The sequence below is a fragment of the Nocardioides sp. ChNu-99 genome, from assembly GCF_029493445.1.
GTDB lineage: Bacteria > Actinomycetota > Actinomycetes > Propionibacteriales > Nocardioidaceae > Nocardioides.
Window position 1 is genome coordinate 1 of the sequence record NZ_JAHWBL010000053.1, and the last position, 23,548, is coordinate 23,548.

General features: G+C 75.4%; 23 protein-coding genes. 8 read left to right on the forward strand and 15 right to left on the reverse strand.

Annotation, left to right across the window (positions count from 1 at the left end):
- Positions 1-754: discoidin domain-containing protein (locus KK617_RS14880; protein ID WP_277500877.1), on the forward strand; the 754-nt coding region annotated here is incomplete at its 5' end.
- Between the two features lie 9 nt (positions 755-763).
- On the opposite strand, the gene KK617_RS14885 is transcribed toward KK617_RS14880, so the two are convergent.
- The 8 genes from KK617_RS14885 to moeZ form a co-directional block, all read right to left on the reverse strand.
- The gene (locus KK617_RS14885) at positions 764-1,795 is read right to left on the reverse strand and encodes a GntG family PLP-dependent aldolase (protein WP_277500878.1); all 1,032 of its coding nucleotides are present in this window, start codon (positions 1,793-1,795) and stop codon (positions 764-766) included.
- Entirely contained in the window at positions 1,795-3,138 is a 1,344-nt protein-coding gene (locus tag KK617_RS14890; protein ID WP_277500879.1) for a 3-deoxy-7-phosphoheptulonate synthase class II, read from the reverse strand. Before KK617_RS14890 ends, KK617_RS14885 begins: the two co-directional genes overlap by 1 nt.
- 193 nt (positions 3,139-3,331) lie before the next feature.
- A complete protein-coding gene (locus tag KK617_RS14895) occupies positions 3,332-4,708 on the reverse strand; it encodes an APC family permease (RefSeq protein ID WP_277500880.1) in 1,377 nt (458 codons plus the stop codon).
- A gap of 120 nt (positions 4,709-4,828) precedes the next feature.
- Complete coding sequence (locus KK617_RS14900; RefSeq protein WP_277500881.1) at positions 4,829-5,776, reverse strand: hypothetical protein; 948 nt, start codon at positions 5,774-5,776, stop codon at positions 4,829-4,831.
- Positions 5,777-5,778: 2 nt separating this feature from the next.
- The gene (locus KK617_RS14905) at positions 5,779-6,468 is read right to left on the reverse strand and encodes a response regulator transcription factor (protein ID WP_277500882.1); all 690 of its coding nucleotides are present in this window, start codon (positions 6,466-6,468) and stop codon (positions 5,779-5,781) included.
- Positions 6,468-6,812, reverse strand: a complete 345-nt coding sequence (locus KK617_RS14910) for an MGMT family protein (protein WP_277500883.1) — start codon at positions 6,810-6,812, stop codon at positions 6,468-6,470. Before KK617_RS14910 ends, KK617_RS14905 begins: the two co-directional genes overlap by 1 nt.
- Before the next feature lie 101 nt (positions 6,813-6,913).
- Entirely contained in the window at positions 6,914-7,798 is an 885-nt protein-coding gene (locus KK617_RS14915; protein WP_277500884.1) for a hypothetical protein, read from the reverse strand.
- Positions 7,799-7,941: 143 nt separating this feature from the next.
- Positions 7,942-9,168, reverse strand: a complete 1,227-nt coding sequence (gene moeZ / locus KK617_RS14920) for an adenylyltransferase/sulfurtransferase MoeZ (RefSeq protein WP_277500885.1) — start codon at positions 9,166-9,168, stop codon at positions 7,942-7,944.
- 175 nt (positions 9,169-9,343) lie between these two features.
- On the opposite strand from moeZ, the gene KK617_RS14925 reads away from it, so the two are divergent.
- Both KK617_RS14925 and KK617_RS14930 read left to right on the forward strand, forming a co-directional pair.
- A complete protein-coding gene (locus tag KK617_RS14925) occupies positions 9,344-10,003 on the forward strand; it encodes a TetR/AcrR family transcriptional regulator (protein WP_277500886.1) in 660 nt (219 codons plus the stop codon).
- A gap of 108 nt (positions 10,004-10,111) precedes the next feature.
- Positions 10,112-10,324 carry a DUF3107 domain-containing protein gene (locus KK617_RS14930; protein WP_277500887.1) on the forward strand — a complete coding sequence of 71 codons (213 nt, stop codon included), beginning with the start codon at positions 10,112-10,114 and terminating at the stop codon, positions 10,322-10,324.
- Here the strand turns inward: KK617_RS14930 and KK617_RS14935 are convergent.
- Both KK617_RS14935 and KK617_RS14940 read right to left on the reverse strand, forming a co-directional pair.
- The gene (locus KK617_RS14935; RefSeq protein ID WP_277500888.1) at positions 10,273-11,109 is read right to left on the reverse strand and encodes an alpha/beta hydrolase; all 837 of its coding nucleotides are present in this window, start codon (positions 11,107-11,109) and stop codon (positions 10,273-10,275) included. The two genes, KK617_RS14930 and KK617_RS14935, sit on opposite strands and share 52 nt — an antisense overlap.
- A gap of 71 nt (positions 11,110-11,180) precedes the next feature.
- The gene (locus KK617_RS14940) at positions 11,181-11,882 is read right to left on the reverse strand and encodes a ferritin-like fold-containing protein (protein ID WP_277500890.1); all 702 of its coding nucleotides are present in this window, start codon (positions 11,880-11,882) and stop codon (positions 11,181-11,183) included.
- Positions 11,883-12,099: 217 nt separating this feature from the next.
- On the opposite strand from KK617_RS14940, the gene KK617_RS14945 reads away from it, so the two are divergent.
- On the forward strand, positions 12,100-13,677 hold the full coding sequence (locus KK617_RS14945; protein ID WP_277500902.1) for a DEAD/DEAH box helicase: 1,578 nt from the start codon (positions 12,100-12,102) through the stop codon (positions 13,675-13,677).
- A gap of 100 nt (positions 13,678-13,777) precedes the next feature.
- Here KK617_RS14945 and KK617_RS14950 read toward each other — a convergent pair whose 3' ends face one another.
- A complete protein-coding gene (locus KK617_RS14950) occupies positions 13,778-14,557 on the reverse strand; it encodes a ParA family protein (RefSeq protein ID WP_277500891.1) in 780 nt (259 codons plus the stop codon).
- A 67-nt stretch (positions 14,558-14,624) separates the two neighbouring features.
- On the opposite strand from KK617_RS14950, the gene KK617_RS14955 reads away from it, so the two are divergent.
- Positions 14,625-15,434 carry an SDR family oxidoreductase gene (locus tag KK617_RS14955; RefSeq protein ID WP_277500893.1) on the forward strand — a complete coding sequence of 270 codons (810 nt, stop codon included), beginning with the start codon at positions 14,625-14,627 and terminating at the stop codon, positions 15,432-15,434.
- 22 nt (positions 15,435-15,456) lie between these two features.
- Here KK617_RS14955 and KK617_RS14960 read toward each other — a convergent pair whose 3' ends face one another.
- From KK617_RS14960 to KK617_RS14970, 3 genes are read right to left on the reverse strand one after another with little or no spacing between them, the layout of a single operon-like run.
- On the reverse strand, positions 15,457-16,350 hold the full coding sequence (locus KK617_RS14960) for a PHP domain-containing protein (RefSeq protein WP_277500894.1): 894 nt from the start codon (positions 16,348-16,350) through the stop codon (positions 15,457-15,459).
- Positions 16,351-16,410: 60 nt separating this feature from the next.
- Positions 16,411-17,043 (reverse strand): DUF6758 family protein, encoded by a 633-nt coding sequence (locus KK617_RS14965; RefSeq protein ID WP_277500895.1) that lies wholly within the window; start codon positions 17,041-17,043, stop codon positions 16,411-16,413.
- A 56-nt stretch (positions 17,044-17,099) separates the two neighbouring features.
- Positions 17,100-17,666, reverse strand: a complete 567-nt coding sequence (locus tag KK617_RS14970; protein WP_277500897.1) for a histidine phosphatase family protein — start codon at positions 17,664-17,666, stop codon at positions 17,100-17,102.
- 62 nt (positions 17,667-17,728) lie between these two features.
- Between KK617_RS14970 and KK617_RS14975 the strand changes: the two genes are divergently transcribed.
- Positions 17,729-19,429 carry a DUF885 domain-containing protein gene (locus KK617_RS14975; RefSeq protein ID WP_277500898.1) on the forward strand — a complete coding sequence of 567 codons (1,701 nt, stop codon included), beginning with the start codon at positions 17,729-17,731 and terminating at the stop codon, positions 19,427-19,429.
- Between the two features lie 28 nt (positions 19,430-19,457).
- Here the strand turns inward: KK617_RS14975 and KK617_RS14980 are convergent, their stop codons facing one another.
- Positions 19,458-20,492, reverse strand: a complete 1,035-nt coding sequence (locus tag KK617_RS14980; RefSeq protein WP_277500899.1) for a MaoC family dehydratase — start codon at positions 20,490-20,492, stop codon at positions 19,458-19,460.
- Positions 20,493-20,622: 130 nt separating this feature from the next.
- Between KK617_RS14980 and KK617_RS14985 the strand changes: the two genes are divergently transcribed.
- Both KK617_RS14985 and KK617_RS14990 read left to right on the forward strand, forming a co-directional pair.
- The gene (locus KK617_RS14985) at positions 20,623-22,389 is read left to right on the forward strand and encodes a serine/threonine-protein kinase (protein ID WP_277500900.1); all 1,767 of its coding nucleotides are present in this window, start codon (positions 20,623-20,625) and stop codon (positions 22,387-22,389) included.
- A gap of 161 nt (positions 22,390-22,550) precedes the next feature.
- Positions 22,551-23,548, forward strand: a 998-nt coding sequence (locus KK617_RS14990) for a serine/threonine-protein kinase (protein WP_277500901.1), incomplete at its 3' end; no start/stop codon positions are given.

Sequence of the window (23,548 nt, forward strand, 5' to 3'; positions counted from 1 at the left end):
GGCGGAGCCCGCGCCCGCCCGGCAGCGCCGCCGCCGCGGCGCGCTGCTCCCGACCCTGGCGGTCGCGCTGCTCCTGCTGCTCGTCGGGACGGTCGTCGCCGGCGCGTTCCTGCTCGAGCGCGACCAGCGCGACCCGGGGACCGGCCCCGCGCCGGTGACCCCGACCGCGGGCGGCGCCGGTGGGAGCGGCTCCGTCGACGGCGTGGGCAGCACACCGTCCGCGGACCCGTCGGCGCCCCCGGTGCCGGAGCCGCGTGACCTCTCGCCCCTGGGTCGCGCGAGCGCGACGGACACCGCCGCCGACGGGGTCGGCCTGGACGGCACCCCGGTCAGCTACCGGCCCGCGAACCTGGTCGACGGCGACGCGACCACCGCGTGGCGCGTCGCCGGTGACGGCACCGGCGAGACCCTCACCGTGACGTTCGACGAGGACGTCGTGGTGACCTCGGTCGGCCTCGTCAACGGCTACGCCAAGACCGACGTGGACGCCGACGGCGCGCGCGTCGACTGGTACGAGCGCAACCGCGTGGTCACCCGGGTGCGGTGGTCCTTCGACGACGGCCGCCGCGTGGAGCACGACCTCGAGCGCGACCGCGGCCTGCAGCGCCTCGCCGTGCCGGCCACCCGGACCGGGACGGTGCACGTGGAGATCCTCGCCGTGTCCGGCCACGCCGGGGCCGACCGGACACCGGTGAGCGAGCTCGAGCTGCTGGGTGCGCCCGCGGCCGACCTGGAGGACCGCCCGACGTCCTGAGGAGCCGGCTCAGAGGGTGGCGAGCACGCGGGCCGCGCGCTCGGCGTCCGCGCGGGTGACGTCGAGGTGGGTCACGAGGCGCACCGTGCGGGCGCCGACCGCCGACACGAGCACACCGGCGGCGCGGGCGGCGGCCACGTGGGCCGGCGCGTCGGGCACGTCGCGCACGACGATGTTGGTGGCCACGCCTGCGGGGTCGACACCCCAGGCCTCCGCGAGCAGCCGGGCGTGGGCGTGGTCGTCGGCCAGCCGCTCGACGTGGTGGTCGAGGGCGTGGAGGCCCGCGGCGGCCAGGACACCGACCTGCCGCATCCCGCCGCCCATCCGCTTGCGCCACACGCGACTCTCGGTGATCGCGTCCGCGGAGCCGACGACGAGGGAGCCGACCGGCGCACCCAGGCCCTTGGACAGGCACACCGCGGCGACGTCGACGAGTCCGCCGTACGTCGCGAGCGGGACGCCCGTGGCGACGTGCGCGTTCCAGATCCGCGCGCCGTCGAGGTGGACGCCGACGCCGTTCGCCCGCGCGAAGGCGCTCAGCGCCTCGAGGTCGGCGAGCGGCACGACGGTGCCGCCGGCGAAGTTGTGGGTGTTCTCCACCGCGATCGCGGTGGTCCGCACGAAGAACGGCCCGAGGTCCGGGGCGAACATCGACGCGACCGCGTCCAGGTCGACGCCGCCGGTCGGGTGCGACCAGGTGCGCATCGTCAGCCCCGTGTAGGCGCCGTGGGCGCCCAGCTCGGCCCGGGCGACGTGCGCCTGCGCCTCGCAGAGCACCTCCTGGCCGACCCCGACCAGCGTGCGGAGCGCCAGCACGTTGGCCATCGACCCCGTGGGGCAGAACAGCGCGGCCTCGTGGCCGAGCAGCGCGGCGACCCGCTCCTCGAGCGCCCGCACCGTCGGGTCCTCGCCGTACACGTCGTCACCGACCTCCGCCCCGGCCATCGCCCGGCGCATCGCCTCGGTGGGCCGCGTCAGGGTGTCGGAGCGGAGGTCGACGACGGGGCCGTCGGGTCGGTCGGTGCCGGCGTCGGCCGCCATCAGTCGCGCGGGGTGGCGCGCAGCATCTCCGCGACGAGGAAGGCCAGCTCGAGGGACTGCACGCGGTTGAGGCGCGGGTCGCAGACCGACTCGTAGCGGTTGCCGAGGTCCATCTCGGCCAGCTCCTCGCCGCCGCCGACGCACTCGGTGACGTCGTCACCGGTGAGCTCGACGTGGAGGCCGCCGGGCCAGGTGCCCAGCGCGCGGTGCACGTCGAAGAAGCCCTGCACCTCGTCGATGACGTCCTCGAACGCGCGGGTCTTGTAGCCCGAGCTCGCCGTGAACGTGTTGCCGTGCATCGGGTCGCAGACCCAGGCGACCTGCAGGCCGGCGGCCGTGACCTTCTCGACCAGCTCGGGCAGCCCGTCGCGGATCTTGCCCGCGCCGAAGCGGGTGATGAAGGTGAGGCGGCCCGGGATGTTCTCCGGGTTCAGCTTGGCGGCCAGCGCGATCGCGTCGTCGGCGCTCGTCGTGGGGCCCAGCTTCACGCCGATCGGGTTCTTGATGTGGCTCAGCAGCTCCACGTGCGCGCCGTCGAGCTGGCGCGTGCGCTCGCCGATCCACACGAAGTGGCCCGACACGTCGTAGGGCTGCTCGGTGCGCGAGTCGATGCGCGTGAGGGCGTGCTCGTACTCCAGCACGAGGGCCTCGTGGGAGGAGTGGAAGTCGACCTTGTGGAACTCGACGGGGTCCGCCCCGATGGCCGACATGAAGTCGAGCGCGCTCTGGATCTCGCCCGCGAGGGCCTCGTAGCGCTGCCCGATGGGCGAGCTGCGCACGAAGTCGGTGTTCCACGTGCTGACCTGGCGCAGGTCGGCGTACCCGCCCGTGGTGAAGGCGCGCACGAGGTTGAGCGTCGCGGCCGAGGCGTTGTAGACGTCGACGAGGCGCTGGGGGTCCGGCACCCGGGAGGCCTCGGTGAAGTCGTAGCCGTTCACCGCGTCGCCGCGGTACGCCGGCAGGGTGACGCCGTCGCGGGTCTCGAGGTCGGAGGAGCGCGGCTTCGCGTACTGACCCGCGAGGCGCCCGACCTTCACGACCGGCACCTTGGCGGCGTACGTGAGCACGACCGCCATCTGCAGGAGCACGCGCAGCTTGTTGCGCACGTTCTCGGCCGTCACGCCCGCGAACGTCTCCGCGCAGTCGCCGCCCTGGAGCAGGAACGCCTCGCCCCGCGCGACCGCGGCCAGCTTGGTCGTCAGGTCGTCGCACTCGCCGGCGAACACCAGCGGGGGCGCCGTCCGCAGCGTCGTCACGGCGGACTCGAGGGCGGCCGGGTCGGGGTACGTCGGCTGCTGCGCCGCGCCGAGGGCGTGGAGGGTGGACAGGTCGGGGATGCTCACCGTCCCAGGGTACGACGGCACGCACCGCCCGACGGAACCGTCGCGGCAGGCGGACAGCCCCGTCGGGCCGGGCTCAGTCCTCGAGGTGCTCGATGTCGCGGAACCCGGTGCGCTCCTGGCGCAGCGCGCGGTTGCCGAACCAGGTCAGCGCCCACAGCCCGACGCCGATGAGCAGCAGGACCCCGCCGATGCGCTACTGGATGAACTGCTCGGGCAGGCGCGCCCACGGGCCGACGAGGTAGGCGCAGGCGACGGCGCCGACGACGGGCAGCACGGTGGGCACGCGGAAGGCGCCCTCGGGGGTGGGGTCGCGCCGCAGCACGAGGACGCAGACGTTGACGACGGCGAAGACGGCGAGGAGCAGCAGCGCGGTGGTCCCGCCGAGGGCGCCGACGATGCTCGTGCCGTCCTGCAGGCGGACGTAGGTGATGAGGCCCATGGCCAGCAGGGTGGTGAAGACGATGGCCGCCCACGGGGTGCGCCGGCCGGGCAGCACGTGTCCCAGCGCCCGCGGCAGCACGCCCTGGCGGGCCATGCCGTAGACGAGCCGGCTCGCCATCAGCATGTTGATGAGGGCGGTGTTGACGACGGCGAACACCGTCAGGAACGGGAAGATGGTGTCGACCGGGATGCCCGGGGCGCCGATGCGCACCACGTCGAGGAGGATGCCCGCGTTCGGGTTCTCCGGGTTCGCGATGTCGTCGATCGGGATGACGAGCACGACCGTGACGGCTACCAGGATGTAGAGCAGGACGCAGATCCCCAGGCCGGTCAGCATCATCCGCGGGAAGATGCGCATCGGGTCCTTGGTCTCCTCGACCATGTTGACCGAGTCCTCGAAGCCGACCATCGCGAAGAAGGCGATCGCCGTCGCGACCGTGACCGCCGCGAACAGGTTCTTGTCGCCCTCGCTCTCGAACACCACGATGCGGCCGAGGTCGCCCTCGCCGCTGACCGCGGTCCACATGCCGATGCCGATGACGATCGCCAGCGCGAGGACGGTCACGAGCGTCAGCACCACGTTGAACTTCACGCTCTCGCCGACGCCGCGCAGGTTGATGAGCCCGAGCACCACGATGATGGCCAGCGCCGTGACGAGGGTGGCCACCGTGCCCGTCGGGACGCCGCCGAACACGCCGTCGAGACCCTGCAGCAGGTTCGTGGCGACCAGGCTCGAGGAGGTCGACGCGCTCGTGATGCCCGAGCACATGACCGTGAACGCGACGATGAACGTCACGAAGTGCATCCCGAAGGCCTTGTGCACGTAGAGCGCCGCGCCGGAGGCCTGGGGGTACTTCCTGACCAGCTCCAGGTAGGAGCAGGCCGTGACGGTGGCGATGGCGAACGCGACGACGAACGGCAGCCACGCGACGCCGCCGACCTGCCCCGCGACGCTGCCGGTGATCGCGAAGATCCCCGCGCCCACGATGTCGCCGATGATGAAGAGCAGGAGCAGGCCGGGCCCCATCACCCGCTGCAGGCCGGGCTCCTCCGCGGGCGTCGCCGCAGCGGCCCCACCCGCGGCGGTCGCACCCGTCTTACCGCCCGTCGCGCTGGTCCGCTCAGCCACGTGCTCCTCCGTCCCCGGCCCGAGGCCGGTCCTCCCGCGGGCCGGGGCACCCCTGTGCCCGGTCACGCGCTGCCACTGTGCTCCCCCGCGCCCGGTGGCGTCCACCGACGCCCGGGCCCCTCACGCCTCGTCCAGCCGGGCGAGGGCGGCGGCGGCCTCGTCGCGCTCGGTGCGCGCGGCCTCCACCGTCTCCTGGTGCTCGGCGCGCGCGTCCTCGGCGTCCGCCAGCTCGTCCTCGGTGCGGGCCTGGGCGTCCTGGGCCTCGACGAGCAGCGCCCGCAGCTCGTCGACGCGGGCCTGGGCCTGCATGCCGCGGGCCTCCAGCTCGTCGACCTCCGCGTCGAGGTCGGCCAGCTCCGCCTCGCTCGCGGCCAGGCGCTCCTCGGCGGCGGCGAGCGCCTGCTCCGCCTCCTCACGCACGCGCGCGGCCTCGTCCGGGTCTGGTACGACGTGCAGCCCCGGCCCCCGCCCCCCGCCGGCGCCGTCGGCGTCGTCGGCGTCGTCGCCGTCCGCGTCGTCGGCCTGGACGGGCGTGGCGACGTGCCCGGTCGCCCCCGGGACCGCGAGCGCGGCGTCGACGTCGACGGGGTCGAGGCCGGCGGTCTCGAGCGCGGCGGTCAGCAGGCCGGTGCGCACGGCCTCCCCGGCGCCGGCGTCGAGCATGGCGGCCGTGAGCGTCGCCTCGACCTGCTCCGCGACGGACTCGCTCACCCGGGTGCCGAGCTCGCGGCCCAGCGCCCGGGCCCGGGTCGTCGTGGTGGCCGTCAGCTGGCGGCGCTGGCGGGTGAACGCCCGGAGGTCGTCGGCCGAGAGCGAGTCCTGGGCCTCCCGCAGCGCGGCCCCGACCGACAGCAGGTCCTCGACCCGGGCGGGCTCGTGGCGCACCAGCTGGTTGACCAGCCACGCCGCGACCGACGGGCGGCGCAGCGCCTTCACGGCGCGCGAGAGCTCGACGTCCTCGCCCTTGAGCTCCTTGGCCCGTGCGTCCCGGGCGGCCGTGAAGTCACCCGGCGCCAGCGCGTAGAGCGCGTCGGCCTCCGTGACGACGGCGTCGGTCGGCTCCCCCACCGTCAGGCGTCCTCGTCGCCGGCGGGGTCGTCGAGGTCCTCGAGACCCTGCGCGATCGCCCAACGCGTCAGCTCGACCCGGTTGTGCAGCTGCAGCTTGCGCAGGGTGTTCTGCACGTGGTTCTGCACCGTGCGGTGCGACAGCACGAGCCGCTCCGCGATCTGCTTGTAGGACATGCCCTTCGCGACGAACCGGAGGATCTCCGTCTCGCGCTCGGTGAGCTGCGGCGCACCGTCGTCGGGGGCGTCGCCGCCGGAGATGCGGCGGAACTCCCCCAGGACGAGCCCGGCCAGGCCCGGCGTGAAGACGGTGTCGCCGGCGTGCACGCGGCGCACCGCGGCGATCAGCTCCTCCCGCGACGCCGACTTCACGAGGTAGCCGGTCGCGCCCGCCTTGACCGCGGCGAGCACGTCCGCCTGCTCGCCGGAGGCCGACAGGATGAGCACCCGCGCCGACGGGTCGTGGGCCAGCGCCTGTGCCGTCACCTCGACGCCGCTGGGCTCGGGGATCTGCAGGTCGAGCACGACCACCTGCGGGCGCGCGGCCTTGAAGCGGTTGAGGGCCTCGGTGCCGTTGGCGGCGACGGCGACGACCTCGAAGCCGGCGGCGACGAGGTCGCGCTCGACCGCGTCGCGCCACATCGGGTGGTCGTCGACGACCATCACCCTCGTCGCCGGTGCGCTCTGCTCCATCAGTCCCCCTCGCCGTGGTCCGCGTCCGGCCCGACCCTAGGGGGACCCGGGTCCGGCTGCCAGAAGGCGGCGGCGACGTCGACGCGCCCCGAGGGGCGCCGCGGGGTGCCCTCGGCGGCGTGCTCGACCGCCGAGCGGTCGCGGATCTGGGGCGGGTGCGAGCCGTCCGCCCGCACGACCCGCCACCACGGCACGCCCCCGCCGTCGCGCGCCAGGACCGAGCCGACGCGGCGCGGGCCGCTGCCCACCACGTCGGCGATCGCGCCGTACGTCGTCACGCGCCCCGGGGGGACGGCCTCGACGACCCGCAGCACGGCCTCGGCGAAGCGCTCGTCGGTGCTCATGGCGCCAGTCTCCCGGGTACGGCGGACGGAGGGGGCCGGCGCGGGCCGACCCCCTCCTCCTGCCCCCTCCACGAGGGAGCCGCCCGAGATCCTCCGGGTGCTCAGCCGAGCAGCCCCCGGAACGGCTCCGTGCCCGGGACGAGCGCGAGCCCGGCGATGCCCGAGTGCTGCTGGGCGTACGCCAGCTCGCGCGACAGGTCGCCCACGCCGTTGGACGCGGGCAGGGGCGCGAGGGCGAGCGTCGACAGGGTGCCGAGCGCGCGGCCCTGCGCGTCGAGGAAGCCCGAGCCGGAGTCGCCCGGCACGCCGGGGGTGAGGGTGTAGACCGAGTGGGTCCAGCCGCCACCGCTCTGGCCGAGGCTGAGACCGACCTTGGGCGAGAGCAGCTCGATGCCGGCGCGCAGGCTCGAGTTGCCGAAGGAGTAGACGGTGGAGCCGGCCGCCGCACCGTCGGTCGCGAGCGCGACGGGGCCGCCGTGGAAGGGCACCGACGGGTTGACGTCGCCGGCGTCCGCGGCGTCGACCTCGACCAGCGCGAAGTCGTTGTAGGCGCACGTGTCGGCGTCGGTCTCGCCCGTCGCCTCCATGGCCAGCCAGCTCGAGTAGACGAGCGTGCCGCCGCCCACCCGGGTGCCCGCCCCCAGCAGCGACCCGCCCTCGACGAAGTCGACGCGGGTGCCGAGCGGCAGGGAGCCCGCCTCGCAGCCGTCGGTGTCGGTCGCCTCCCCGGTGCCGGCGCAGTGCGCGGCGTACCCGACGTACGTCGCGCCGTCGGCGTCGGTGAAGACGAAGTTGCCGGTGCACTGGCCGCCCTCGGTGTACATCTGCACGCCCGGGTGGATGGCGGCGGTGTCCGCGTCGGCCCAGGTCGTGCGGGGCGCGGCGGAGGCGGACGGGGCGGTGGCGGTGCCGAGCGCGGCGGTGAGGGCGCCGACGGCGAGGACGGCGCCGGCGCGGACGGGGAGGGAGGTCCGAGAGGGGGTCATGTGGTGACGAACGACACACGTCGCGGCCAGTTACGCGGCGGTCTGCGCCCCGGGCCCCGGTCCTGCTGCCGGCCCGGACGCACCGGGGCCCGGCGAGCGTCGTGCTCGCCGGGCCCCGGTGCGGTGCGGCTGGTGCGGCTGGCTCAGTACGCCGGCTGGCTCGGGTCGATCTGGTTGACCCAGGCGACCACGCCGCCGCCGACGTGGACGGCGTCGTCGTACCCGGCGCCCTTGATCACCGCGAGGGCCTCGGCCGAGCGCACGCCGCTCTTGCAGTGCAGGACGACCTGGGTGCCCGAGTCGACCGACGGGAGGTCGGCGAGCGCGTTGCCGTTGAGGAACTCGCCCTTGGGGATGAGGACGGAGCCGGGGATCTTGTTGATCTCGTACTCGTTGGGCTCGCGCACGTCGACGAGCACGAAGTCGCGCGTGCCCTCCTCGCGCTCCTTCAGCATGTGCTCGAGCTGCACGACGGAGATGGTCGAGCCGGCGGCCGCGTCGGCGGCCTCGTCGGAGACCGCGCCGCAGAACGACTCGTAGTCGATGAGACCGGTGACCGTCGGGTTGTCCCCGCAGAGCGCGCAGTTGGGGTCCTTGCGGACCTTCAGCTTGCGGTACTCCATCTCGAGGGCGTCGTAGATCATCAGCTTGCCCACGATGGGCTCGCCGGCGCCGGTGAGCACCTTGATGGCCTCGTTGACCTGGATGGAGCCGATCGACGCGCAGAGCACGCCGAGCACGCCGCCCTCGGCGCACGAGGGGACCATGCCCGGCGGGGGCGGCTCGGGGTAGAGGCAGCGGTAGCAGGGCGCCTCGGCCGAGGTGCCGTCCTCGTCGACCGCGTGGGGCCAGAAGACCGACGCCTGGCCGTCGAAGCGGTAGATCGAGCCCCACACGTAGGGGATCTTCAAGAAGTACGCCGCGTCGTTGACCATGTAGCGCGTCGCGAAGTTGTCCGTGCCGTCGACGATGAGGTCCCAGCCCTCGAAGACCTGCAGCACGTTGTCGTTGTCGAGGCGCTCCTCGTAGACGACGACGTCGACGAGCGGGTTGATCTCCTGCACCGACTCCTTCGCCGACTGCGCCTTGGGCCGCCCGACGTCGGACTGGCCGTGGATGATCTGGCGCTGCAGGTTCGACTCGTCCACCTCGTCGAACTCGACGATGCCGAGGGTGCCCACGCCGGCCGCCGCCAGGTACATGAGCGCCGGGCTGCCGAGACCGCCGGCGCCGATCACCAGCACCTTGGCGTTCTTCAGCCGCTTCTGCCCCGTCATCCCGACGTCGGGGATGATCAGGTGGCGGCTGTAGCGGCGGACCTCGTCGACGGTCAGCTCGTCGGCCGGCTCCACGAGTGCAGGGAAGGACAACGGGTTCTCCTCGTCCGGGACGGAGCCCCGCGAGGGGCCTGGTGATCGGCCAACACCGACCGCGGTCCCCATGTTCCCGCCGCCCGCCCCGACCGCCCCGCAGCCGTCCGTCATCCGGACGGTAGGCTCGGGCGCCGCGGCCGTGCCGCAGGGAGATGGAGACGAGGAGAACGACGTGGGCATCGGAGACTTCGCACTCGGCGGGGGCGCACGCCCCCGCGGCGGTCGGCTCCCCCGGAGGGAGCGCCGCGCGCAGCTGCTGGAGTCGGCGCTGGAGGTCTTCGTCGCGCAGGGCTACCACGCCGCGGCGATGGACGACATCGCGGAGCGCGCCGGGGTCTCCAAGCCCGTCCTCTACCAGCACTTCCCGGGCAAGCTCGACCTCTACCTGGCGCTGCTCGACGAGTCCTGCGCCGCCGTGATCGCGCAGTGCCGCGAGGCGCTCTCCTCCACCGGCGACAACAAGCTGCGCGTCACCGCCGCCATCAAGGCGTTCTACGACTACGTCGCGGCCGAGACGGGCGCGTTCCGGCTCGTCTTCGAGTCCGACCTGACGAGCGAGCCGGCCGTGCGCGCCCAGGTCGAGCGCGTCACCTCCGAGACCGCCGAGCTCGTCGCCGACGTGATCCGCGACGACACCGGCCTGCCCGACGAGGCCGCGCGGCTCCTCGCCGTGTCGCTGGTGGGAATGGCGCAGGTCAGCGCCCGGTTCTGGCTCTCGGAGACCTCCGGCATCACGATCCAGCAGGCCGTCGACCTCGTGTCGGGCCTCGCCTGGCGCGGGATCCGGGGCTACCCCAAGCACGACGAGCACGAGGACGGCACGCCGGCCTGAGCGGTCGTCGTACCGGCAGCGTCACCGCACCGCCCGACCCACCCGCACCACCCGTCCGACCGACCGTCCGGGCCGCCCGCGGCCCCGACCAACCTGCGGAGGAACCCCATGGAGATCAAGATCGGCGTCCAGCACGCCCCGCGCGAGATCGTCGTCGAGACCAACCTCGAGGCCGACGCCGTCGCCGACCTCGTCCGCGGCGCCGGCGACCTGCTCGAGCTCACCGACACGAAGGGCCGCCGCGTGATCGTGCCGGTCGCGAAGCTCGCCTACGTCGAGATCGGCTCGCCGAGCGTCGGCGCCGTCGGCTTCCGGGGCTGAGCCCCCGCGGGGTGCCCGGTCGCCGCGGCGTCCGGGCGCTCCGCTCCCCCGGCCCTTGCGGCCTCCCACCACGCCACCAGCCGGTCGACCACGGGTCCCGGCGAGCGCACCCAGCGCACGTGGTCGTTGCTGCCGCCCTCGGGCACGTCCCGCGTGCGGTACGTCCAGTGCGTCACCCGCGCGGCGTCGCCCGCCCACCGCGTCGCCAGCACCCGGTTGGCCCGCTCGGGCGCCATCCGGTCGCCCTCGAGCGTCACCGACAGCACGGGGCCGCCGAGCCCCCGCCCGGTCCGGTACGGCGGGCGCCCCGTCAGCGCCATCCAGGCCCACTCGCGCATGAGGGTCCGTCCGCCCGGCCCGCCGAACAGCGGTCGCGGGTGGTGCCCGACGAGGGCCGTGACGGCCGGCACCAGCGCGGCGAGCGCGACGATGCCCGGCCCGCGCCGCGGGTAGAGGACGTGGTGCGGCAGCGACGCGCCGACGAGCACGAGGCCGTCGGCCGGGTCGCGCGTCAGCTGGTGGCCGACCGCCATCTGCCCGCCCATGCTGTGGCCGAGCAGGAGGACCGGCCGGTCCTCCTCGGCGGCCCGCCGGCGCGCCACCGCGGCGGCCATCTCGTCGATCTCGTCGGCGTAGCCCCAGTCGTGCGCGCGCGACGCGCGGACGCCGTCGGCCTCGTGGCCCCGGCGCGGCAGCGTCTCCGCCTCCCAGCCCCGGGCGCGGATCTCCTCGACCAGCGGGCGGTAGTAGCCCGACCCGATCGCCATCGCCGGCGCGACGAGCACGACGGGCGGCAGCGGCGTACCGGGGGCCTCCCCGGCGGCCGGGCGGGCCGGCGGGCCGGTGGGTGGGCGGCTCAGTGGGCCAGCCCCAGCTTCGTCATGCGGGCGGCGTGCTGCTCCGTCATGCGGGTGAACATGCGGCCGACCGCGGCCAGGTCGAGGCCGGCGTCGGCCACTCCCCCGGCGAGCAGGGCGGAGAGCGCGTCGCGCTCGGCGGCCACGCGCTGGGCCTGGGTGAGCGCCTCCCCCATGAGGCGGCGACCCCACAGGGCGAGGCGGCCGGCGAGCCGGGGCTGCGTCTCGAAGGCGGCGCGCACGCGGTCGACCACGAACTCGGAGTGCCGGGTGTCCCCCAGCGTGGCGATGACGAGGTCGCGGGTGGCCGGGTCGAGGAACGCGGCGACCTCGCGGTAGAAGTCAGCGGCGAGCCCGTCCCCGACGTACGCCTTGACGAGGCTCTCCCACCAGTCGGCGGGGGCGGTGTGGCGGTGGAAGTCCTCGATGGGCCGCCGGAACGGGGCCATGGCCTCGAACGGGTCGGCCCCCAGCTCGACGAGCCGCTCGCGCAGCGCGTCCAGCTCGGCGAGCTGGCTGGCCGCGAGGGTGGCGAGCTCGAGCTTGTCCTCGAGCGTCGGCGCGAGCTTGGCGTCCTCCGCCAGGCGCTCGAACGCGGAGATCTCGCCGTACGCCACGGCGCCCAGGAGGTCCACGACCGCGGCCCGGTACACCGGGTCCTCGAGCGCGGCGGAGGGGGCGCCGGCGGGGGAATCGCTCATGCGGCGCAGCCTAGGCGATACACTGGGTGGCACCGAGCGCACCCCGCGCCCCTCCTGAGCCCCACCCGGACCCCCGGACGGCCGACGCGGGACCGCACCCGGTGATCGGCGGGACGTCCCCGCCGGCATGTGCGTGGCAGACCTCTTTCTCCCGCCGCAACCGCAAGCCCCTCCCGGCGCCGCGGGCGGCGCGCGTCGACGGGTCGGCCACACCGACCTGCTCACGAAAGCGAAGAGGACACTGACCACCACCTTCCGCACGCTCGGCGTGCACCCGCAGATCTGCGACGCCCTCGAGCGCGCCGGCATCGTCACCCCGTTCGCCATCCAGGAGATGACCCTCTCGGTCGCGCTGGCCGGCACCGACCTCATCGGCCAGGCCCGCACGGGCACCGGCAAGACCCTCGCCTTCGGCATCCCGGTGCTCCAGCGTTGCGTCGCCGCCGGCGACCCCGGGTACGACGCGCTGCCGGCCGGCAAGCCGCAGGCCCTCGTCGTCGCCCCCACGCGCGAGCTCGCCCTGCAGGTGTCGAACGACCTCAAGCTGGCGGGCACCGACCGCGGCATCCGCGTGCTGACCGTCTACGGCGGCGTCGGCTACGAGCCGCAGCTCGAGGCGCTCGAGAGCGGTGTCGACGTCGTCGTCGGCACCCCCGGCCGCCTGCTCGACCTCGCGAACCGCCGCGCCCTCGACCTGTCGCACGTGCGCTCGCTCGTGCTCGACGAGGCCGACGAGATGCTCGACCTCGGCTTCCTGCCCGACGTCGAGCGGCTGCTCGCGAAGACGCCGGACTCGCGCCAGACCATGCTGTTCTCCGCCACGATGCCCTCGGCGATCGTCGCGCTGGCCCGCATGCACATGCGCACCCCCATGAACATCCGCGCCGAGTCGTCGTACGAGAACGCGACCGTGCCCGCGACGGCGCAGTTCGTCTACCAGGCGCACGACCTCGACAAGCCCGAGATCATCGGCCGCATCCTGCAGGCCGAGGTCTCCGACAAGGTCATCGTCTTCACCCGCACGAAGCGCCAGGCGCAGCGGGTGGCCGACGACCTCGCCGAGCGCGGGTTCGCCGCCAGCCCCCTGCACGGCGACATGGCGCAGGCCGCGCGCGAGAAGGCGCTGGCCAAGTTCCGCGAGGACAAGCTGCGCGTGCTCGTCGCGACCGACGTCGCGGCCCGCGGCATCGACGTCGCCGGCGTCAGCCACGTCATCAACTACACGTGCCCCGAGGACGACAAGACCTACGTGCACCGCATCGGTCGCACCGGCCGCGCCGGCGCCACGGGTGTCGCCGTCACGTTCGTCGACTGGGCCGACGTGACGCGCTGGAAGGTCATCAACAAGACCCTCGACCTGCCGTTCGACGAGCCGGTGGAGACCTACTCGACCTCCGCCCACCTCTACACCGACATGGGCATCGCCGAGGGCACCAAGGGCCGCATCGTGCCCGAGAAGCCCCGGGAGCCCCGCGAGTCCCCCTCGCGCGAGCCGCGGGAGCGCCGCCAGGGCGACCGCCCGACCGGCAACCGCAACCGCACGCGCACCCGGACCCGCAGCGGCCAGGCCGTCGACGGGGACGCGCCCACCACCGGGGCGGGCACCGGGGCGGCCACGACCGTGACCGCTCCCGCCGCAGGCCCGACCGAGGGCGGCAGCGAGGGCGGTGGCGAGGGCGGCGCCCCGAAGCGTCGTCGCCGTCGCCGCTCCCGCGGTGGCGCCGGTCGTCCGGCCGGCGAGTCGGCGGGCGAGGGCTCGAACGCCCCCGCCCCGGCCGCGGCCACCGACGCCTGAGCGACCACGCCGGCAGCACAGCCGCACGCACCGAGGCCCGGTGCCCGACCACCCCGGTGGTGCGGGCACCGGGCCTCGGTGCGTGAACGGTCCGGGCCGGTCAGCGCGCGCGGGCCCCGCGCTCCACGAGGGCGCCCGCGACGGCGCGGTAGGCCTCGGCGCCCTTCGTGCTCCGCGCGGTGGCGAGGATGGAGCGGCCGCGCGCCGGCGCCTCGGCGAACCGGATGGTCTTCGGGATCGGCGGCTCGAACACGTCGAGCTCGAAGGTCGAGGGGATGGACTCGAGCACGGCGCGCGCGTGGGTGGAGCGTCCGTCGTACAGCGTGGGGAGCACGCCCCACACCTCCAGCCCCCGGTTCGTGAAGCGCCGCACGTCGTGGACGGTGTCGAGCAGCTGCGAGACCCCGCGGTGCGAGAGCGTCTCGCACTGCAGCGGGATGACGACGCCGTCGGCGGCCGTGAGCGCCGCGACGGTGAGCACCCCCAGCGAGGGCGGGCAGTCGAGCAGCACCCAGTCGTGCTCGACGCCGTCGTCGGCCAGCTGCTCGAGCACGGCGCGCAGCACCTGCTCGCGCCCGGTGCGGGTCAGCAGCTCGGCCTCGGCGCGGGCGAGCTCGATGGTGGCGGGCAGCAGGTCCACGCCGTCCTCGGTGGCGAGGATCGCCTCCTGCGCGGGCAGTCCGGCGGTCAGCACCTGGTGCACGGAGACGTCGAGGTCCTCGGGGTCGACGCCGAGGGAGAAGGTGAGGGAGCCCTGGGGGTCGAGGTCGACGACCAGGACGCGGTGCCCGAGCTCGGCGAGCGCCGCCCCGAGGGAGGCCACGGAGGTCGTCTTGGCGACGCCGCCCTTCTGGTTCGCGATCGCGAGAACGGTGCCCATGGCGCCCCATCATGCACGAGCAGCGGGGCCCCGCACGGGATGCGGGCGGACCCGTCATGATGCGGACATGACCAGCACCTCCCCCGCACCCGCCCCTGCCCCCCGCCCCGGTACGACGGGGCGCACCACCGCCGTCGTGACCGGCGGGACCGTCGGCATCGGCCGCGAGTTCGCCGAGCAGCTGGCCGCCCGCGGGCTCGACCTCGTGCTCGTCGCCCGCGACGAGGCGCGGCTCGCGCAGGCCGCCGACGAGCTCGCGCGGCGCCACGGCGTCCACGTCGAGACGCTGGCCGCCGACCTGGCCGACCGCGCCGACGTGGACCGCGTCGCCGCCCGCCTGGCCGACCCCGCCCGCCCCGTGGGGTGGCTGGTCAACAACGCCGGCTTCGGGCTCAAGGAGCGGTTCCTCGACGCCGACGTCGAGGCGGAGCAGGCCATGCTCGACGTGCTCGTGACCGCGGTCCTCCGCCTCACCCACGCGGCCCTGCCCGGGATGGTGGAGCGCGGCGGTGGCACGGTCGTCAACGTCTCGAGCGTCGCCGCGTTCCTCCCCCGGGGTACCTACGGCGCCGCGAAGGCGTGGGTGAACCGGTTCGGGGTGTGGGCGGCGCAGGAGTACGGCCCGCACGGCGTGCGGGTGACGACGGTCTGCCCCGGCTTCGTGCGCACGGAGTTCCACGGCCGGATGGGCGTCGAGCGGGGCTCGGCGCCGCGGGCGCTGTGGCTGCAGCCCGAGGTGGTCGTGCGGGAGGCGCTCGCCGCGGTCGAGGCGAACCGGGCGCTCGTCGTGCCGACGCGGCGCTACCGGGCGCTCGTCGGCCTCGCGCGCGCCGTGCCCACCCCGGTCCTGCTGCGGTTCCAGCGCCTGGGGCGCTGAGCCCGGCGGCGGCCCGGGACCCTCAGACCGGTGCCCGCCCGTGCCACAGCACCGGGGTGCCGGGCCGCCTCGCCGCCCGCGCGGCGTCGGCGGCCGCGGCCAGCAGGCGGGCGAGCTCGTCGGGGGCCGTCAGGTTGCACCCGAGGTCGTGGTCGACCTTGCCCGTGCCGTGGTAGTCGCTCGACCCGGTGACCACCAGGTCGAGGTCCCCCGCGATGCCCCGCAGCTCGGCGCGGGCGGCGGCGTCGTGGTCCTGGTGGTCGACCTCGACGCCGACGAGGCCGCGCTCGCGCAGGTGCGCCAGGCCCGCGGCGTCGAGCACGCCGGGGTCGTGGCGGCCCCACGGGTGCGCGACGACGCAGACGCCGCCGGCGCCGCGCACGACGTCGAGGACGTCCTCGAGCTCGACCGCGGCGCGGCCGTGGTACGCCGGTCGGCCCGGGCTCAGGTAGCGGTCGAAGGCCTCCGCGCGGGACGCGACGTACCCCGCCTCGACGAGCGCGTCCGCCACGTGCGGGCGCCCGACGGCCGCGGTGGGGCCGGCCACGCGCCGTACCGCCTCGACCGTGAGGTCGACGCCCAGGTGGCGCAGCCGGTCCACCATGCCGGGCACGCGGGCGTCCCGGCCCTCGAGCACGGCGCGCAGGCGGGCGAGCAGCGGGGGGTACGTCGGGTCGGGCAGGTAGGCGAGCAGGTGCACGCCGCGGCCGCGGAACCGGGTGCTGACCTCCATGCCCCGCACCAGCGCGACGCCGAGCGCCTCCGCCTCGACGGCCGCCGCCGCCCAGCCGGCGCTCGTGTCGTGGTCGGTCACGCCGAGGACGTCGATCCCCGCGGCGGCCGCGGCCCGCACCAGCTCGGCGGGCGTGTCGGTGCCGTCGCTGACGCTGGAGTGGGCGTGCAGGTCGATGCGCACCCCCCGACCCTAGGACCCCGGCGTCCGCGCGCCGCACCGGGAGCCCCCCGGCCGGCCTGCTCACCAGGTGGGGCGCTCACCGCCGAACGGCAGCTCGACGAGCGGCGGCCCGAGCCCGGAGACGTCGCGCAGGATCCAGTCGTCGCGCAGCAGGAGGATGGCCGAGGCCGGGCGCAGCACGAGCCACAGCCACCGTCCGAGCGCCTCGCCGGCCAGCACCGAGCGGTCGAAGCGCTCGTCGTCGCCGCTGGTGGACACCGTCCACAGGGGCACGGCCTGGGTGCCGATGCGCACGCGCACGTCGGGGGTGCCGCGGCCGACCTGGCCGCCCGGGTCGGGCGCCGTCGTCCCGGCGCAGCGGGCGCCGAGGCCCACGCCCGGCTCCTCCGCCACGACCAGCACCTCGACGGGCCCGTCCAGCGCGCTGAGGCCGGACGCACAGGTCAGGGTGGCCGCGGTGCTCGCCTCGTCGGCGCCCACGAGCGCGAAGTCGCTCACCTGCCAGCCGGGGCCCAGCGGCCACGGCAGGTACGTCGGGAACGCCGGGGTGCGGCGCAGCTGCTCGGCGAACGCGTCGTACGTGACCTCGTGGGGCCGCCACAGCGGGGCGGTCGGTCCGTGCGCGCCGCACGCCCACGTGCCCTGCCACTCCGTGACCGGGGACGGGCACCGAGGACATCCCGCGACGAGCATGCGTCCTACCGTGCTGTCCCGGGTCCGACGCCGTCAAGCACCGGGCGGGGGCGGGGTCAGGCGTTCCAGCGCAGCAGCACCTGCTGCTCGCGCTCGTGCCCGAGCTCGGTCAGCCGGGCCGTGTCGAGACGCAGCAGGCGGCCGTGGTCCGGCGGCAGCCCCAGCCACCGCGCGGCCAGCACGCGCAGCAGGTGGCCGTGCGCGACGAGCAGCACGTCGCGCTCCCGCACGTCGACGCGCGCCACGACGTCGGCGAGCACGGCGTCGCACCGCGCGCCCACCTGGGCCGCGGTCTCCCCGCCGGGCACGTCGCCGGTCCACACGGTCCACCCGGGGAGGTCCTCGCGGACCTCCGGCGTGGTGCGGCCCTCGAGGTCGCCGTAGTCCCACTCGACCAGCCGCTCGTCCACCTCGGCCGCCCCGAACCCGACGATCGCAGCGGTACGACGTGCCCGCGCCCGTGGGCTGGTCAGCGCCAGGGCCACGTCGCGCTCCGCCAGCCGGGGCGCCAGCGCCCGGGCCTGCTCCTCGCCCACCGGCGTCAGGGGCAGGTCGGTGACCGACGTGTGCCTCCCGTCGCGGCTCCACTCGGTCTCGCCGTGCCGCACGATGAGGATCGCCATGTCCCCGATCCTCCCCCGGGGCCCGCCGCGGGGCGCAGGCGGGCCGGTTGCAGGATGGGAGCATGTCGGACGCACCCTCGACCCCGGTCACCCCGCCCACCCCCGCCACGCCACGCGCGCTCGCGGACGCCTACCTGCACGCCGTCGGCGAGCTCGACCCGCTGGTCAGCAGCAGCATCGGCCTGGTCGAGCACGAGGACCGCCTCCCCGACCTGTCCCCCGACGGCGCGGCCGCCCGCGCGGACCTGGCGCGGCGCACGCTGGCGGACCTCACGGCGCTCGAGCGGGACGGCGCCGCGCACGACGAGCTCGAGGCGCGCTGCGCCCGCCTGCTGCGCGACCGCCTCGGGGTCGAGGTCGAGGCCTTCGAGCGGGGCGAGCACCTGCGCACCGTGCGCAACCTCATGGGTCCCGCCCAGTCGGTGCGCAGCACCTTCGACGTCATGCCGACCGCGACGGAGGAGGACTGGGCGACCGTCGCGCGGCGGATGAGCCGCGTCCCCGACGCCTACACGTCGTGGACGGCCGCGCTCGAGGAGGGCCGCCGCCGGGGCCTGCTCGCGGCGCCCCTGCAGGTCGAGACCCTCGTGGGCCAGCTCGACGCCTGGACCGCCGGGCCCGCGTCCTGGTTCCACGGCTTCGTGGCCGGCGGCCCGGAGACGCTGGGCGCCGAGCTGGGCGCCGCCGCCGACCGGGCGGCCGCCGCGGTCAGGGACCTGCGCGCCTACCTCGCCCGCACCTACCTGCCCGCCGCCGCCGGCACCCCCGACGCCGTGGGCGAGGACCGCTACGTCTTCGGCGCCCGCCGCGTCGCCGGGGCGACGATCGACCCGGCCGCGACGTACGCGTGGGGCTGGGAGGAGGTGCGGCGCATCCGCGCCGAGATGGAGGTGCTGGCCGACGAGATCCTCCCCGGCGCCTCGCCCGTGGAGGCCATGCGCCACCTCGACGTGCACGGCCGCGCGGTCGAGGGCGTCGACGAGGTGCGCGACTGGCTGCAGGCGATGATGGACCGCACCATCACCGAGCTCGACGGCACCCACTTCGACATCGCTCCCCCGCTGCGCACCGTCGAGGCGATGATCGCGCCCCCCGGCAGCGCCGCGGCGCCGTACTACACCCGGCCGTCGATCGGCTTCGCCCGTCCGGGCCGCACCTGGCTCCCGACGCTCGGGCGCACGCGCTTCCCGGTCTACGACCTCGTCAGCACCTGGTACCACGAGGGCGTCCCGGGCCACCACCTCCAGCTGGCCCAGTGGGTGCACGTCGCGCCGAGCCTCTCGACGTACCAGACGACGCTGGGGTCCTCCAGCGGCGCCACCGAGGGCTGGGCGCTGTACGCCGAGCGCCTCATGGACGAGCTGGGCCACCTCGACGCCGAGACGCGGATCGGCTACCTCGACGCGCAGGTCATGCGGGCCATCCGCGTCGTCATCGACATCGGCATGCACCTCGGCTACCGCATCCCCGACGACTCCCCGCTCGCCCCCGGCGAGACCTGGACACCCGCGCTGGCGCGCGAGTTCTTCGGGATGCACTCGGGGCGGCCGGGCGACTTCATGGACTCCGAGATCGTGCGCTACCTCGGCTGGCCCGGCCAGGCCATCAGCTACAAGCTCGGCGAGCGCGCCTGGCTGGCCGGCCGCGAGGCCGCGCGGGCCGCGCACGGCGACGCCTTCGACCTCAAGGCGTGGCACATGGCGGCGCTGTCGCTGGGCGCCCTCGGGCTCGACGACCTCGAGGAGGAGCTGGGCCGGCTCTGAGCCCGGTGCCGAGCCGGGCCCCGTCGGCTCAGCGCGGGACGAGCGCCCAGTAGTCGAGGTCGAGCAGCACGCCGGGGGCGTGCTTGCCGTCCTCGCCGCGCAGCGTCATCGTCTCGTCGCGGCCCTTGGTCGCGACGAGGCGCAGGCGCAGGGCACCCACGCCGGGCGCCGGCGTCTCGGCGACGTCGAGCACCTCGGACCACGCGTAGACGGTGTCGCCCGCGAACGCCGGGGCCGTGTGCGCGCCCGCGTTGATCGCGGCGACGAGCTGGGCGTTGGCGAGGCCGTTGAACGACAGGGCGCGGGCCAGGGAGATCACGTGGCCGCCGTAGACCAGGCGCCGGCCGTCGGGCCGGGCCTCCGCGTTGAAGTGCACCTTGGCCGTGTTCTGCCACAGGCGGGTGGCCATCATGTGCTCGGCCTCGGAGAGGGTGACGCCGTCGACGTGGTCGATGCGCTCCCCCACCTCGTAGTCACCGAGGCGGTGCGGCTCCCCGGCGGCGACCACGTCGTACGACGTGAAGTCGAGCCCGGCGGGCACGACGAGGTCCTCGACGGCGACGGCGTCGGCCAGCCGCGGCACGACGGTCTCCGGCGCCGGCGCCTCGGGGTCGCGCTTGTGCACCATCACCCACCGGGCCCAGTCGATGACGACCTCGCCCGCCTGGTCGGTGGCGGTCGAGCGCACCCACACCACGCCGGTGCGGCCGTTGGAGTTCTCCTTCAGCCCGATGACCTCGGACCGCGTGGACAGCGTGTCGCCGGGGACGACCGGGCGGTGGAACCGGCACTCGGCGTACCCGAGGTTCGCGACCGCGTTGAGCGACACGTCCGGCACCGTCTTGCCGAAGGCCACGTGGAAGGCCAGCAGCTCCTCCACCGGGGCGGGCGTCAGCCCGACCGAGGCGGCGAACCGCGCCGAGGACGGCACGGCGAAGCGCGTGGGGTAGATCGCGCCGTAGAGCGCGCGGTCGCCCTCGGTGATCGTGCGCGGCGTGGCGTGCTCGATCACCTGACCGAGGGCGAAGTCCTCGAAGAAGTTCCCGGGGTTGGTCTTCGGCATGCGGGTCATCATGACCGACGGCACGGCTCCCCGGCCACGAGGGTCGGCGGGGTGGGCGATGATGGGTCGCGGTGCCGGCACGGGCGGCGCCGCCGACCGGGCGGTCGGTGCGAGGACGGGGGAACGAGCGGTGGCGCAGTACCCGCAGGTGGGTGAGACGTTCGGGCCGTACCTGGTGACGGGCGTGATCGGCGAGGGCGGCATGGGCGTGGTGTTCGCCGCCCGGCAGGCCGGGCTCGACCGCACGGTCGCGCTCAAGGTGCTCGCACCCCACCTGGCCCGCCAGGCCGACTACCGGGAGCGCTTCGGGCGCGAGGCCGCCGCGCTCGCCCGGCTCGACTCCCCCCACGTCATCCACGTCTACGACCACGGCGAGATCGACGGCTGCCTCTACCTCGCGACGCAGTACGTCGGGGGCGGCGACCTCGGGCGCATGCTCGCCACCCACGGCGCGCTGCCGCTGCCGGCCGCCGCGACGATCGCCGCCCAGGTGGCCGACGCGCTGGGTGACGCCCACCGCGCCGGGATCCTCCACCGCGACGTGAAGCCGAGCAACATCCTGCTGCGGGCGGGGAGCAGCGACCCCTTCTCCTACCTCTGCGACTTCGGCATCGCCCAGGCCGCGGGCAGCGGGCTGACCACCGCCGGCGCGGTGGCCGGCACCATCTCCTACCTCGCCCCCGAGCGCTGCCGCGGCGAGGCGGCGACGCCGGCCGCCGACGTCTACGCCCTCGGCTGCGTCCTGGTGGCCGCCGTGACGGGCCACGCGCCGTACCGCGGCAGCGACGTCGAGGTCGGCGTGCAGCACCTGCAGGCCCCCGTGCCCCAGCTGCCGGGCGACCCCGTGGTGCTCGGCCCGCTCAACGAGGTCCTGCGCCGCAGCCTGGCGAAGGACCCGGCCCAGCGGTACGGCGACGCCACCGCGATGCGCGACGCGCTGCGGGAGGTCGCGGCGACCGCGCGCCGCCAGGGACCGCCGTCGGCACTCACCCCACCCGCCACCCCACCCGCCACCCCGCCGGCCGGCCCGACCCACCCGAACGGCGCCCTGCCCCCGCTGCCGCCCGGTGTGGGTCGCGGGACGGGCCACGGGACGGGCCACGGGACGGGCGGGAGCACCGCGTTCCCGCAGCCGGCCACCGGCGCCGGCCCGGGCGCCCCCGGGGGCGCCCGTCGCCGGGCCACCGCCTGGGCGGTCGCCGCGGTGGTGGCCGTGGTCGCGGTGACCGCGGTGACCGTGGGGCTGCTCGTCCGCGGCGGCGACGACGAGCCCGACGACACCGCCGCGTCGCAGGACGCCACCACGAGCGCCGGACCGGAGGAGACCGACGCCACCGACGACGCGAGCGACGAGCCCACCGAGCCCGCCGAGGACGCGACCGACACGACCGGCGACGACGGCGCGCCGGTCGCGGCGCCGTACCCCGCCGCCGCCACCGCCGACCCGGTCACCGGACCCACGATCGACGCGGGGGCGTTCACCTACCGCGTGCCGGAGGGGTGGGAGACGCAGGAGGCGTCCGCCTCGTTCACCTCGGTGGTGGTCGACGCCTCGCCCGAAGGGACCTTCGCCCACAACGTCAACACGGTCGAGGAGGCGGTGCCGTCCGGCACGACGCTCGGCCAGGTGATGGTGGGCTCGAGCCAGGCGCTGGAGCAGGTCGGCGCGACCGACGTCGAGATGGGCACCGTCGTGGGCATCGACGGCGTCAACGCCGCCTACCAGTCGGCGACGCTGCTGGCGCCCGGCGGCCAGCCCTACGACGTCCACCAGTTCATCACCGTCCGCGGCACCACGGTCCACACCATGACGATCAGCCAGGCGGCCGACACCCCGTCGGCGGCCTCCGAGGCCGAGGTGGGCGCGATCATCGCGACCCTGCGCTGGACCTCCTGAGCCGCCCGTCCCCGCCGCCGCCCGCGCGGCGCGGTCGGTGCGTTTGACGGGGACCGCCGTGGGATACGGTCGCCGGGCAGCACGGCCACGGGCCGACGCGTCCTCCCTCCCCCGACGCGTCCCCACCGGCGCCGGCACGCAGACGAGCGAAGGAGGCCGACGTGGCGAAGTTCCCCGAAGTGGGCGACAAGTTCGGCTCCTACCGCGTCACCGACCAGATCGGCCAGGGCGGCATGGGCGTGGTGTACGCCGCGGAGCAGGCCGGCCTCGGACGCACGGTCGCCCTCAAGGTGCTCGCTCCGCAGTACGCCGCCCAGGGTGACTACCAGGAGCGGTTCGTCCGGGAGGCCTCGGTGCTCGCCCGGCTCGACTCGGTGCACATCATCCACATCTACGACCACGGCGAGCAGGACGGCTGCCTCTACATCGCGACGCAGTACGTCACCGGGGGCGACCTCGGCCAGGCGATCAAGCAGGGCGAGGGCATGCCCGTGCGGGAGGCCGCCGAGATCGTGGCGCAGACGGCCGGTGGCCTGCACGACGCCCACAAGGCGGGCGTCATCCACCGTGACGTGAAGCCCAGCAACGTGCTCCTGCGCGACCGCAGCGACGACCTGCACGCCTACCTGTGCGACTTCGGCATCGCCCAGGGCGGCCAGCCCGGGCTGACGGTCGCCGGGTCGGTCGCGGGCACGATGGGCTACATGGCGCCCGAGCGGTGCCGCGGCGAGGCCGCGACGCCCGCGAGCGACATCTACGCGCTCGGCTGCGTGCTGTGGACCGCGCTGGCGGGGCGCCCGCCGTACCACGGCACGGACGTCGAGGTCGGGCTGGCGCACCTGAGCGAGCCCGTCCCCCAGTTCGTCGAGGGCGACCCGATGGCCCGCATCGTCAACGCCGTGCTGCGCCGCTCGATGGCCAAGGACCCGGCGGCCCGCTACCCCGACGCGGCGTCGATGCGCCGCGACCTGCGCACGGTCGTCGACCGCGCCCGCACCCAGCCCGAGCTGCGACTGGTGCCCGACCTCGGCGAGCCGACGCTGCCCGGCGCCCCCGCCGTGCGTCCCGCCGGGCGGGGCCCCGGCCCCGTCGGCGGCACGCCCAGCCGTGGCTCGAGCCCGTCCGGGCCCGGCCTCGGCCGGCCGACCGTGGGCACGGG